Origin of the sequence: Methylobacterium sp. WL18 (assembly GCF_008040015.1) — a bacterium.
Taxonomy (GTDB): Bacteria; Pseudomonadota; Alphaproteobacteria; order Rhizobiales; family Beijerinckiaceae; genus Methylobacterium; species Methylobacterium mesophilicum.
Genome location: NZ_VRVD01000091.1, coordinates 1 through 11525, shown reverse-complemented (window position 1 = coordinate 11525; position 11525 = coordinate 1). Strand labels below are relative to the sequence as shown.

12 protein-coding genes are annotated in these 11525 nt (G+C 69.1%); 8 read left to right on the top strand and 4 right to left on the bottom strand.

Annotated features, from left to right (window positions below):
* Positions 1-185 precede the first annotated feature (185 nt).
* The gene (locus FV228_RS10055; RefSeq protein ID WP_147854495.1) at positions 186-563 is read right to left on the bottom strand and encodes a transcriptional regulator; all 378 of its coding nucleotides are present in this window, start codon (positions 561-563) and stop codon (positions 186-188) included.
* Between the two features lie 209 nt (positions 564-772).
* Positions 773-2062 carry a UDP-N-acetylglucosamine 1-carboxyvinyltransferase gene (gene murA / locus FV228_RS10050; protein WP_147854494.1) on the bottom strand — a complete coding sequence of 430 codons (1290 nt, stop codon included), beginning with the start codon at positions 2060-2062 and terminating at the stop codon, positions 773-775.
* A 583-nt stretch (positions 2063-2645) separates the two neighbouring features.
* Between murA and hemA the strand changes: the two genes are divergently transcribed.
* The 8 genes from hemA to FV228_RS10005 all read left to right on the top strand — a co-directional run bounded on the left by hemA (position 2646) and on the right by FV228_RS10005 (position 9983).
* Positions 2646-3941 (top strand): 5-aminolevulinate synthase, encoded by a 1296-nt coding sequence (gene hemA, locus FV228_RS10040; RefSeq protein ID WP_147854492.1) that lies wholly within the window; start codon positions 2646-2648, stop codon positions 3939-3941.
* A gap of 591 nt (positions 3942-4532) precedes the next feature.
* Positions 4533-5330, top strand: a complete 798-nt coding sequence (locus FV228_RS10035) for an inositol monophosphatase family protein (RefSeq protein WP_050733962.1) — start codon at positions 4533-4535, stop codon at positions 5328-5330.
* A gap of 82 nt (positions 5331-5412) precedes the next feature.
* Entirely contained in the window at positions 5413-5958 is a 546-nt protein-coding gene (locus tag FV228_RS10030) for an adenine phosphoribosyltransferase (protein ID WP_147854491.1), read from the top strand.
* Between the two features lie 180 nt (positions 5959-6138).
* Positions 6139-6273 carry a 50S ribosomal protein L34 gene (rpmH, locus tag FV228_RS10025; RefSeq protein WP_007558110.1) on the top strand — a complete coding sequence of 45 codons (135 nt, stop codon included), beginning with the start codon at positions 6139-6141 and terminating at the stop codon, positions 6271-6273.
* 139 nt (positions 6274-6412) lie between these two features.
* Positions 6413-7021 carry a ribonuclease P protein component gene (rnpA, locus tag FV228_RS10020; RefSeq protein WP_147854490.1) on the top strand — a complete coding sequence of 203 codons (609 nt, stop codon included), beginning with the start codon at positions 6413-6415 and terminating at the stop codon, positions 7019-7021.
* Entirely contained in the window at positions 7011-8870 is a 1860-nt protein-coding gene (gene yidC, locus FV228_RS10015) for a membrane protein insertase YidC (protein WP_147854489.1), read from the top strand. The genes rnpA and yidC overlap by 11 nt, the downstream gene beginning before the upstream one ends.
* 82 nt (positions 8871-8952) lie before the next feature.
* Complete coding sequence (gene yihA / locus FV228_RS10010) at positions 8953-9606, top strand: ribosome biogenesis GTP-binding protein YihA/YsxC (protein WP_147854488.1); 654 nt, start codon at positions 8953-8955, stop codon at positions 9604-9606.
* Positions 9607-9608: 2 nt separating this feature from the next.
* Entirely contained in the window at positions 9609-9983 is a 375-nt protein-coding gene (locus FV228_RS10005; protein ID WP_147854496.1) for a DUF423 domain-containing protein, read from the top strand.
* On the opposite strand, the gene FV228_RS10000 is transcribed toward FV228_RS10005, so the two are convergent.
* Positions 9980-10657, bottom strand: coding sequence for a metallophosphoesterase family protein (locus FV228_RS10000; RefSeq protein WP_147854487.1), 678 nt, complete (start codon positions 10655-10657; stop codon positions 9980-9982). The genes FV228_RS10005 and FV228_RS10000 overlap by 4 nt on opposite strands.
* A 74-nt stretch (positions 10658-10731) precedes the next feature.
* Positions 10732-11379, bottom strand: coding sequence for an RraA family protein (locus FV228_RS09995; protein ID WP_147854486.1), 648 nt, complete (start codon positions 11377-11379; stop codon positions 10732-10734).
* Between the last annotated feature and the right edge of the window lie 146 nt (positions 11380-11525).

The following is an 11525-nucleotide window of genomic DNA, read 5'->3' as shown; positions in this document are numbered from 1 at the left end:
CGCCTCCACCGCCCCCGGGCGACGAGGACGATCGGCCGCGCTACGACCGGCGCTGGCGCAGCGTCGGCCTCTGCCTCACGGCCGGAGTTGATGGCTGGTCCCGGTCCGGCCCGTACGACACGTCCTGCGGCTGCGAGATACCTGGCTTCGGCTACAAGCGCGGGCGGATCGGGGGCTGAGGCGGCTCAGGCGGCGTCGTGTTCGAGACGATACGGCGCCGCCAGCAGCGCGATCGGCAGGTGCCAGGCCTCGCTGATGGCGCGGATCTGCGCGAGGTTCAGGTGCCGTTTCCGGCTCAGGATCTCCGATGCCCGTGCTCGCGAGCCGAGAAGACGCGCCAGCTCCGCCTCCGAGCGGCCCATATCGGTGATGGCAGCGTGCAGGATCTCGACCGGATCGGCCGCCGCAATCGGGAAGGTGCGCTCTTCGTAGTCTTCCACGAGCGTGGCGAGCACATCGAGCTTGTCGCCGGCCGGCGTTCCCCGTGGGGAGCCCCAAAGGCGCTCGATTTCCTGCAACGCGTCCCGGTGGTCCGCTTCCGAGCGGATCGGCCTGATCTCCACGGGCGGTCTCCTTAACCAGGCATAGTGTCGCCTATGGGGATACTATCGCTGCGAAGGCTGGGAAATTCTCACGACGTCTGATCGTCCACCTTGTCATCCCGGGCTCGCCTACGGCGCCCCGGAATGACGAGGTTGTTGATCCTTCCGACGTTGCATCAGCGAACGCAGCGATCAGCCCAGGAGCGGTGATCCCGCATTTGGGCTCAAGCCTACGCCCGTACCCGCTCGATCTGTGCGCCGCAGCGGCCGAGCTTGGCTTCCAGCGCCTCGAAGCCGCGGTCGAGGTGGTAGACCCGGTTGATCTGGGTCTCGCCCTCGGCGGCGAGGCCCGCGATCACCAGGGAGACGGAGGCGCGCAGGTCGGTCGCCATCACGGGCGCGCCCTTGAGCCGGTCGACGCCCTCGACGATGGCGAGGTCACCCTCGAGGCGGATCTTCGCGCCGAGGCGGGCCAGCTCCTGCACGTGCATGAACCGGTTCTCGAAGATCGTCTCGCGGATGTGCGACTGGCCCTTGGCCAGCGTCATCAGCGCCATGAACTGCGCCTGCAGGTCGGTGGGGAAGCCCGGGAACGGATCGGTGGTCACGTCGACGGCCGCGATGCCGCCGCCGTTGCGGCGCACGCGGATACCCCCCTCGACCTGGCTGATCTCGGCTCCCGTGGTCGACAGGACGTCGAGCGCCGAGTGCAGCAGCTCGGCCCGCGTGTCCTTGAGGATCACGTCGCCGCCGGTCATCGCCACCGCCATGGCGTAGGTGCCGGTCTCGATCCGGTCGGGTAGCACCTCGTGGCGCGCGCCGTTGAGCCGGGCGACACCCTCGATCTCGATCCGGGGCGTGCCCGCGCCGCGGATCTTGGCGCCCATCTTGTTCAGGCATTCGGCGAGGTCGACCACCTCGGGCTCCCGGGCGGCGTTCTCCAGCACCGTGGTGCCGTACGCGAGGGAGGCCGCCATCAGGGCGACATGCGTGCCGCCGACCGTCACCTTCGGGAACGCGATCTCGGCCCCGCGCAGGCCGTTCTTGGTCTTGGCGACCACGTAGCCGGCGTCGATCTCGATCTCGGCCCCGAGCTTCTCAAGGGCGGTGATCAGCAGATCGACCGGGCGGGTCCCGATGGCGCAGCCGCCCGGCAGCGAGACCTTGGCCTCACCGAACCGGGCCAGCAGCGGTGCCACCACCCAGAAGCTCGCCCGCATGGTCGAGACCAGGTCGTAGGGCGCGGTGGTGTCGATGACGTTGGATGCGGTGAGACGGATCGTCTGGCCGGTCTCGGTGGTCTGCCCGGGGCGCTTGCCGACCACCATGTGGTCGACGCCGTGATTGCCGAGGATGCGGGTCAGCGCGGAGATGTCGGCGAGGCGGGGGACATTGATCAGCTCCAGCGTCTCGCCGGTGAGCAGGCTCGCGATCATCAGCGGCAGCGCCGCGTTCTTGGCGCCCGAGATCGGGATCACGCCGTTCAGGGGCGCGCCGCCGGTGATGTGAATGCGGTCCATCGTATGTCCTCGGGCGGCGCACCTCCCTGGTGCGCGGCCGGCCGTTCTCCTGGTGGACGCCGCGGCGCCCAGGCTTGGCCGTCCCCTATAGACCGGATTTGTCGGAATCTGGACCGGGAGAATCGGTCTCGGGCGGGCCGGGCTGCTCCGCCTCGGGGACGTCCCGGGTTTCGGTGCGGCCGCGGCCCTGTTCCTTGCGGCGGCGCAGATTCGCGCGAAGCGCCGCCTTCAGGCGCTCGGAACGCGCGTCCTTGCCCCCGCTCATCGCGCGACCCTTCGTCGCCGCAAGCTCGATCCGGGTGATCCCGCGCCGGGGCAGGCAGTTCGGCGTGACGACATGGGGGCGCTCAAGGAAATGGCAGCGTGTTCGGACGTCCGTGACGCCCCGCGAGGCTAGCGAGTTCGTCCCCGCCTCTCAACGGCTGCAGGGCAGCGATGCCGGAACCTTACCTTGAACCAGTTCCAGATCCGCGCGTATCTTGCGCCATTCACGCGAAGGACTGGACCGAGGCCGTACGTTGATCGCGGGATCCAGGTGTCGAACCGGCACCGACCGCACGGCCGCACACGCGAAGGACGCTCGATGACCGTCACCCGGATGCCCAGCACGATGCTCGCCCAAGCGGGTTCGACGCGCGCCGGCTCTGGCTACGAGCGATATTTCCGGGGCGCGCTCGACCAGCTCCACGGCGAGCGCCGCTACCGCGTCTTCGCCGATATCGAGCGCATCTCCGGGCGCTTTCCAACCGCCAAGTGGCGCAAGCAGGACGGCAAGACCGCCGAGATCACCGTGTGGTGTTCCAACGATTACCTCGGCATGGGCCAGCACAAGGAAGTGGTGGCGGCGATGACCGACACGGCCGCGCGCTGCGGCGTCGGGGCGGGCGGCACACGCAACATCGCCGGCAACAACTCGCCGCTGGTCGATCTGGAGCGCGAACTCGCCGACCTGCACGGCAAGGAGGCGGGTCTCGTCTTCACCTCCGGCTACGTCTCGAACCAGTCGGGCATCTCGACGATCGCCAAGCTGATCCCGAACTGCCTGATCCTGTCCGACGCCTTCAACCACAACTCGATGATCGAGGGCGTCCGCCATTCCGGCTGCGACAAGAAGATTTTTCGCCACAACGACCTTCAGCACCTGGAAGAGCTGCTGCGCGCCGCCGGCGACCGGCCGAAGCTGATCGTGTTCGAGTCGGTCTACTCGATGGACGGCGACATCGCGCCGATCGGCCGGATCTGCGACCTCGCCGACACCTACGGCGCCATGACCTACCTGGACGAAGTCCACGCGGTCGGCCTCTACGGACCCCGCGGCGGCGGTATCGCCGAGCGCGACGGCGTCATGCACCGGGTCGACGTGATCGAGGGGACCCTCGCCAAGGGGTTCGGCTGCGTCGGCGGCTACATCACCGCCTCGGCGGCGATCTGCGACGCGGTGCGCAGCTTCGCGCCGGGCTTCATCTTCACCACCGCGCTGCCGCCGGCGGTGGCCGCCGCCGCCCGGGCCTCGGTGCGCTACCTCAAGCGATCGAACGTCGAGCGCGAGGCGCATCAGGCCCAGGCCGCCGCCACCAAGGCGGCGCTCACCGAGGCCGGCCTGCCGGTGCTGGAAACCGAGACCCACATCGTTCCGGTGATGGTCGGCGACGCCGAGCTGTGCAAGGCGGCGGCCGACCACCTGCTGGAGCGTCACGCCATCTACATCCAGCCGATCAACTACCCGACGGTCCCGCGCGGCACCGAGCGCCTGCGCATCACCCCGTCGCCGTTCCACGACGCGACCCACATCGCCCGCCTCGCTGCGGCGCTGGCCGAGACCTGGGAGACCCTGGACCTGCCCCGGGCCGGCACGGTGTTCGTCGAGGCGGCGGAATAGGGTTTTTGCGGTCGCAGGCTGCGGCCGGGCCCATGCCTCCCTGCTGCGGCCTCTCCTGCACGGGCTACGACGCTCACACATCTGCAGACGAAGCGCGGGTCCCCTCGCCCCGCCAGCGGGGAGAGGCCCGCACGGACCTTGTCGTCCGTGTGGGAAGCGCAGGCGAAGCCGGAGCGGCGGTGAGGGGGCGGTTCAGGACGAGGCGGGCGTCCGGAACCGCCCCCTCACCGTCGGCTGCCGCTTTGCTTCGGCGACGACGAGGTCGCCGAAGCCCTCTCCCCGCAAGCGGGGCGAGGGGATACCCGCATCGATGCTGGAGCCGAAGCACGGGCCGTCGCGCAAGAAGGGCCGAACTCGATCTGTGAATCCGCTAGCCCGTACGGGAGGGGGGACCCGCGCCTTCTGCGCCCAAGGCATGAAAGCGGCTACGATCGAAACCTGTGTCGCCCGTAGCTCTGCGGGAGAGGGGGCGCTCCGCACCACAGGCCACCAACCTCTTCCGGATCCCCCGAATTCCCGGCAGGCTCGTCTTTTCCAGCGCCGGCCTGTAACGACGGCGCCAGCATCCATCCCCGAAAAGTCGCGAAAAAAATGATTTCCTCTCCGCTCATGACCGTGATGGTCGACGCCGTGCGCAAGGCCGCCCGCGGCCTGCGCCGCGATTTCGGCGAGGTCGAGAACCTCCAGGTCTCGCGAAAGGGCCCGGGCGACTTCGTGTCCGCCGCGGACCGGAAGGCCGAGGAGACCCTGCGGGACGCGCTCATGAAGGCCCGGCCCGGCTACAGCCTGGTGCTGGAGGAGAACGGCATCATCGAGGGCACCGACAAGAGCCACACCTGGCATGTCGACCCGCTCGACGGCACCTCGAACTTCCTGCACGGCGTGCCGCATTTCGCGATCTCGGTCGGGCTCGAGCGCGAGGGCCAGATCGTGGCCGGCGTGATCTTCGACCCGATCAAGGACGAGCTGTTCGTCGCCGAGCGCGGCAAGGGTGCCTACCTCAACAACCGGCGCCTTCGGGTCTCCGGCCGGCAGGACATGGCCGACGCGCTGGTCGGCTACGGCACGCCCTACCTCGGGCGCGGCAGCCACCCGCGCCTGCTGCGCGAGCTCGGCGCCGTGATGGCGGTGGCCGGCGGCACAAGGCGGATGGGCTCGGCGGCCCTTGATCTCGCCTACGTCGCCTGCGGTCGCCTCGACGGCTACTGGGAGCGCGACCTCCAGACCTACGATTTCGCGGCGGGCGTGATCCTGGTGCGCGAGTCCGGCGGCTACGTGACCTCGGCGGACGGTGCGGCCGAGCCCCTGGCGGCCCGCTCGGTGGCCTGCGGCAACGAGGTGCTGCATCGCGAATTGCTCGCTCTCCTCAAGAAGGTGCAGGCGGCCTGATCCTCCGGGAGATGCCGTCAAACTGGTCAGGGGCCGGAGCTTCTGCTTTAAGCCCGCCGTCCCCCACGGAAGGCCCGAACCCATGGAAGCCCGCCGCCACGTCGCGCTGAAGGAATCGATCCGTTCGATTCCCGACTACCCGAAGCCCGGCATCATCTTCCGCGACATCACCACGCTGCTCAGCGACCCGCGGGCGTTCCGGCGGGCGGTGGACGCGCTGGTCCATCCCTATGCGGGCGGGCGAATCGACCAGGTGGCCGGCATCGAGGCCCGGGGCTTCATCCTGGGCGGCGCCATCGCGCACCAGCTGTCTTGCGGCTTCGTGCCGATCCGCAAGAAGGGCAAGCTGCCCCACAAGACCGTCTCCATGGCCTACGCCCTCGAATACGGCACCGACGAGATCGAGATCCACGTCGATGCGGTGAAGCCCGGCGACAAGGTGCTGCTGGTCGACGACCTGATCGCCACCGGCGGTACCGCCACCGCAGCGGTGAACCTGCTCCAGAAGATCGGCGCCGAGATCGTGGCCGCCTGCTTCGTGATCGACTTGCCGGAGATCGGCGGCGCGCAGCGCCTGCGCGACATGGGCGTGGAAGTCCGCGCCCTGATGCAGTTCGAGGGGCATTGAGGCCCAGGAAGACGTCCACGAAACGTTGACTTCGCGGGACCCATCCGCCATAAGCCCGCCACTCGCGACGTGGCGCCCCGCCTGGGCGCCCTTCGTGTTTGCAGACAACCAGGACGCGTGAAGGTCGGGTGCGGCAATTGCCGCCCACGAGCGCGCCTCGACCTTTGAAGGCTCTGAACCATGAAGAGAACCTACCAGCCGAGCAAGCTCGTCCGTAAGCGCCGCCACGGCTTCCGTGCGCGCATGGCCACCGCCGGTGGCCGCAAGGTGATCGCGCGTCGCCGCGCCCACGGCCGCAAGCGCCTGTCGGCCTGAGCCGATCGGATCCTCGCCGGCGCGGCCCTGCTGCGGCAGCCGCGCCGTGAGGCGTGTGCATGATGCGGAAACATGAAATCCGGTTTTCCGAACTCATCATGCGGCACACACTATGAGATCGGTCGGGATCGAACCATCGATGGCGACGATCGCGCGGCTCAAGAAGCGGCCTGACTTCCTGGCGACAGCGGAGGGCCGCCGCTTCCACACCGAGCGCATGACCGCCCAGGGGCGTCTGCGCGATCCGCAAGCGGCGGATGGCCTCCGGCTCGGCTTTACCATCACCAAGCGCGTCGGCCATGCTGTCGAGCGCAACCGCATTCGCCGGCGCCTGCGTGCCGCGGTGAACGTGGTTGCGTCCGGTCTCCCGGGCGATCTGGCCGGGCTGCCGGGCGACATCGTGCTGATCGCCCGCCGCCCGGCCCTGACCGCGCCCTTCGAGGCCCTGGCCGAGGACCTGCGTCGCGCCATTCCGACGGTGACGCGTCCGGCCGCACCGCGGCCTCCCGGCGGCTCCCGCGGCGACCGGTCCGGCAAGCCTGGCGGCCGGCCGGCCAAGACCACACCTCTCCAGCGCGATGCGGGCCGGGTGCCCGCGCAGCCTGCTGCGTCCCGCGAACCCGACATCGATCCGTCGCAGGACCGCGCCAGAGGTCTCCGAATCACGGACGCGCGCAGGCCCGAACGGGCTAGTGCCGCTCCTGTTGCCACTCCGAACACGTGCGGCGGTGTCCCCGATGGGCAATGACAAGACGAACATGTTCGTGGCCATCGGCCTGTCGCTGCTGGTGCTGCTGGGATGGCAGTACTTCGTGGCCGGCCCGCGGGTGGAACAGCAGCGGCTGATCGAGGCGCAGAACAAGGCCGCGCAGCAGCAACAGCAGCCGCCCGGCGTCACCCCGGACGGGGTCCCGTCGCCCTCGCCCAAGGAGGGCGGCCCAGCAGCACCCGTGCCCGGCACGGTCCCCGGGCAGGGTGGCGCCGTCTCGCGCGAGGCGGCGCTCGCCCGCTCGCCGCGCATCCGGATCGAGACGCCGGCGCTCAGCGGCTCGATCGCCCTCAAGGGTGGCCGCGTCGACGACGTGTCCCTGAAGAACTACCACGAGACCGTGGACCCGAAGAGCCCGGAGATCGTGCTGTTCTCCCCGGCCGGCAGCGAGACGCCGTACTACGCCGAGTTCGGCTGGGTCGGCGCCAATGCCGGGCCGCTGCCCGGCAGCGAGACCGTCTGGTCCAGCGACGGCAAGACGCTGTCGCCCGGCATGCCCGTGACCCTGACCTGGGACAACGGCGCCGGCCTCGTCTTCAAGCGCATCATCGCCGTCGACGACAAGTACATGTTCACGGTCCGCGAGGAGATCGAGAACAGGGGCTCGGGCGCGGTGACGCTCTATCCGTACAGCCTGGTCTCCCGCTGGGGTAAGCCGCATACCCAGGGCTACTACGTCCTGCACGAAGGCATGATCGGCTACCTCGGCAACGACGGCCTGCAGGAATTCACCTACGACAAGCTCGCCAAGGAAGGCGCGTATGGCGGCGCCAACACCAAGGGCCGCGCCTGGAACGGCGTGACCGGCGGCTTCGTCGGCATCACCGACAAGTACTGGGCGGCGGCCGTGATGCCGGCCGACCAGGACGTGCCCTATACCGGCGCCTTCACGGACCGGACCGACGGCGCCACCAACGTCTACCAGGCCAGCGTGCGCGGTGACGCCGTGAACCTGGACGCGGGGGCCTCGGCGACGACGACCCAGCGCCTGTTCGCCGGCGCCAAGGAAGTCAACCTGATCAACAACTACGAGAAGGACCTCGGCATCAAGCACTTCGATCTCATGATCGATTGGGGCTGGTTCTTCTTCATCACCAAGCCGATGTTCCGGGCGCTGGACTTCTTCTTCCATCTCTTCGGCAACTTCGGCGTCTCGATCCTGGTGGTCACCTTCTGCCTGAAGCTGCTGTTCCTGCCGATCGCCAACCGCTCCTACGTGTCCATGGCCAAGATGAAGGCCGTGCAGCCCGAGATGGTCGCCATCCGGGAGCGGTACAAAGACGACCGCATGAAGCAGCAGCAAGCCACGATGGAGCTGTACAAGAAGGAGAAGATCAATCCGGTCGCGGGCTGCTGGCCGGTGCTGATCCAGATCCCGGTCTTCTTCGCGCTCTACAAGGTGCTGTTCATCACCATCGAGATGCGCCACGCGCCGTTCTTCGGGTGGATCCACGATCTCGCCGCGCCGGATCCGACGAGCATCGTCAACCTGTTCGGCCTGCTGCCCTTCCCGGCACCGGACTTCGTCCATCTCGGCGTCTGGCCGCTGATCATGGGCGTCACGATGTTCGTGCAGATGAAGATGAACCCCGCGCCGCCGGACCCGGTCCAGGCGCAGATCTTCACCTTCATGCCGATCGTGTTCACCTTCATGCTGGGGTCGTTCCCCGCCGGCCTCGTGATCTACTGGGCCTGGAACAACACCCTGTCGGTGATCCAGCAATACGTCATCATGCGTCGCAACGGCGTGAAGGTGGAGCTGTGGGACAACCTGCGGACCACGTTCCGGCGCGGCGGAACCAAGGCGCCGGCGACCACCAAGGGCTGAGGCCCGCGGTCATCGCCGTCACCGCATTCCGGAGGGCGGCCGCCACCGTCCGGGACGCCGCTCCGGGCCGACGAGGAAAGCCGTGACCGAGACCAACGACGATGCGGCCGACCTCCTGGAGGCCGGCCGCCTGCTGTTCGCCGGGGCTGCCGACTTCTACGCGGCCGCCCAGGTGCTCGAGCGCATCCCGCCCATGGAAGGCGTCGAGATCGCGTTCGCGGGGCGTTCGAACGTCGGCAAGTCGAGCCTGATCAACGCGCTGACCGGCCGCAACACCCTGGCGCGCACATCGCACACGCCGGGCCGGACCCAGCAGCTCAACTTCTTCCGGATCGGGGATCGCATGTCCCTCGTGGACATGCCGGGCTACGGCTACGCGGCGGTGGAGAAGGCCAAGGTCGAAGCCTGGACCCAGCTGATCCATGCCTACCTCAAAGGCCGCGCCAATCTCGCCCGGGTGTTCATGCTGATCGACGCCCGCCACGGCTTCAAGTCGATCGACACCGACGTACTCGACGGTCTCGACAAGGCCGCGGTGAGCTATCAGGTCGTGCTCACCAAGGGCGATTCGCTGAAGAAGGGCGAGGTCGAGAGCCGCATCGCCGGCATCCAGGCGGGGCTCGCCAAGCGGCCGGCCGCCTTCCCGCAGGTGATCCTCACCTCCAGCCGCGACGACCGCGGCATACCCGAACTGCGCGCTGCGATCGCCAAGCTGCTGATCGAGCGCGGCGCATGAGGATGTCGAGGATCGACCGGGGGCTCATGGCCTTGGCCTGCCTCGCCGGCTTGCTCGGTGTCGCCCTCAGCGCCGCGGCGGCCCACATCCCGGGGGCGGATTCGCTCAAGACCGCGGCGCAGTTCCTGTTGTTTCACGCCCCGGCGATCCTGGCGCTCACGGGCTTCGCCGCCGGAAGTCTGACGCGGCCCGGCCTATCGCGCACGGCCGCGGGTCTGCTCGTCCTCGGCCTGATCCTGTTCTGCGGCGACCTGTCAATTCGGACCTGGCTGCAGCGCCCCCTGTTCCCGATGGCCGCCCCCATCGGCGGCTTCGCCCTCATGGGTGGCTGGCTCGTGGCAGCTGTGGGCGCGCTCGTGCCGGCGCGGCGCGTTTAGCGGCCAGCCTGAACGTTTAGAAATTCCAGCGCCGGTCCCTGGGCATCCGAGAAAACGCCGGCGGTAAGCGCGCCGCCGTAGACCGCGGCGGTGTCGAGATTGGTCCGGAACCGGCGTACCTCCGGGCGACCGTCCCGCTGGGGCGTGTGGCCGTGGACCACGTGCCGGCCGAAATCGTGATCCTCCTCGAGGAACGGTTCCCGAATCCACAGGCGGTCGTGCACGTCCGAGTCCGACGCCGCCTTGCCGGGGCGGAGACCGGCATGGACGTACCACCGGGCCGCATCGCCGTGCAGGGTCGGAAGGGCTTCGATCCAGTCCAGGGTGTCGCCCGGCAACCCGCTGAGGTCCCGGGCGCCGAATGAATCGAGGGTGGCGTCGCCGCCGTTGTACAGCCAATGCCGGGCCGCCTCCGGAGTCAGCAGCGCGTCGAGCAGCATGCGCTCGTGGTTGCCCATGAGGCAGGTGACGCGCTCGGGCTCGGCCCAGTTCAGGCGGCTGACGGTGCGCAGCACCGCGGCGCTGTCGGGTCCGCGATCGATGTAGTCGCCCAGGAAGACCAGGCGGTGGGCACGATCCCCAGCATGGGCGGCGATCTGCTCCAGCAGCGTGTCGAGCAGGTCGGCGCGGCCGTGGATGTCGCCGATGGCGTAGGTGAGCGGTGCGGACTCCATGGGCCATCGTCTACGGGAGGGATCCGGTCCGCAAGGCTTCGCGGCGGATCACGCCGCCGTCGCAGGGAAGATTCTCAGCCCTTCGCTTCTTGGGCGTATCGGCCGTCGTATCGGCCGGCTTGAATCAGCGCGAGCACTTCGGCCTCTCGGGCAGATTGTGCGCGCACCGCCTCGATCAGGCGCGGCGCGAGCGCGGGCGGGAAGGTCACGACGCCGTCCGCGTCGCCCACCACCACGTCTCCTGGGCTCACCGTCCAGCCTCCGACGGAAACGGGTCCGTTGATGACGCCGGGGCCGGTCTTGAACGGACCCCGGGGCGTGGCGGCGCGGGCGTAGCAGGGGAAGTCCGAACCGGCGAAGGCGTCGGTATCGCGGATAGCGCCGTCGATGACGAAGCCTGCCACGCCCCGGCTCTCGGCGATCGCCTTCATGATTTCGCCCACCAGCGCCCGGCTCGTGTCGCCGCCGCCATCGACCACGATCACGTCTCCGCGACGAACCTGCTCGAGCGCCTGGTGGATCGCGAGGTTGTCGCCGGCCCGCACCCGGACCGTGAACGCCGTGCCGAGGAGCCGCCCCTGCCGGTGGAAGGGCCGCAGACCGTGCAGGACCGCCATCCGGTCCAGGCAGTCGCTAATCGTCGCCGTGGAGAAGTCCTGAGCCGAGGCGAGCACGGCGGGATCGACGGTAGGCGGCGGCGGATTGTGCGTGATGCCGGGCATCGGCGAGAAACCTCCCTGATGGCGGCCGGGCGGGATCCTGTTGGATCGCGTCGGGGCTGCGCCGAGGGCGGAGCTTGCCAGAGGATTCGCCCGGTGTCGTGCGGCCTGCCGGCTTCAGCGCTCGGCCGCTTGGGGGCCCCCCGCGC

Coding starts and splice junctions, on each gene's coding strand:
- rpmH (WP_007558110.1), top strand. CDS start 6,139: ATGAAGAGAACCTACCAGCCGAGCAAGCTCGTCCGTAAGCGCCGCCAC.
- hemA (WP_147854492.1), top strand. CDS start 2,646: ATGACCGTCACCCGGATGCCCAGCACGATGCTCGCCCAAGCGGGTTCG.
- murA (WP_147854494.1), bottom strand. CDS start 2,062: ATGGACCGCATTCACATCACCGGCGGCGCGCCCCTGAACGGCGTGATC.
- yidC (WP_147854489.1), top strand. CDS start 7,011: ATGGGCAATGACAAGACGAACATGTTCGTGGCCATCGGCCTGTCGCTG.
- FV228_RS10005 (WP_147854496.1), top strand. CDS start 9,609: ATGTCGAGGATCGACCGGGGGCTCATGGCCTTGGCCTGCCTCGCCGGC.
- rnpA (WP_147854490.1), top strand. CDS start 6,413: ATGGCGACGATCGCGCGGCTCAAGAAGCGGCCTGACTTCCTGGCGACA.
- FV228_RS10030 (WP_147854491.1), top strand. CDS start 5,413: ATGGAAGCCCGCCGCCACGTCGCGCTGAAGGAATCGATCCGTTCGATT.
- FV228_RS10035 (WP_050733962.1), top strand. CDS start 4,533: ATGATTTCCTCTCCGCTCATGACCGTGATGGTCGACGCCGTGCGCAAG.
- FV228_RS09995 (WP_147854486.1), bottom strand. CDS start 11,379: ATGCCCGGCATCACGCACAATCCGCCGCCGCCTACCGTCGATCCCGCC.
- FV228_RS10000 (WP_147854487.1), bottom strand. CDS start 10,657: ATGGAGTCCGCACCGCTCACCTACGCCATCGGCGACATCCACGGCCGC.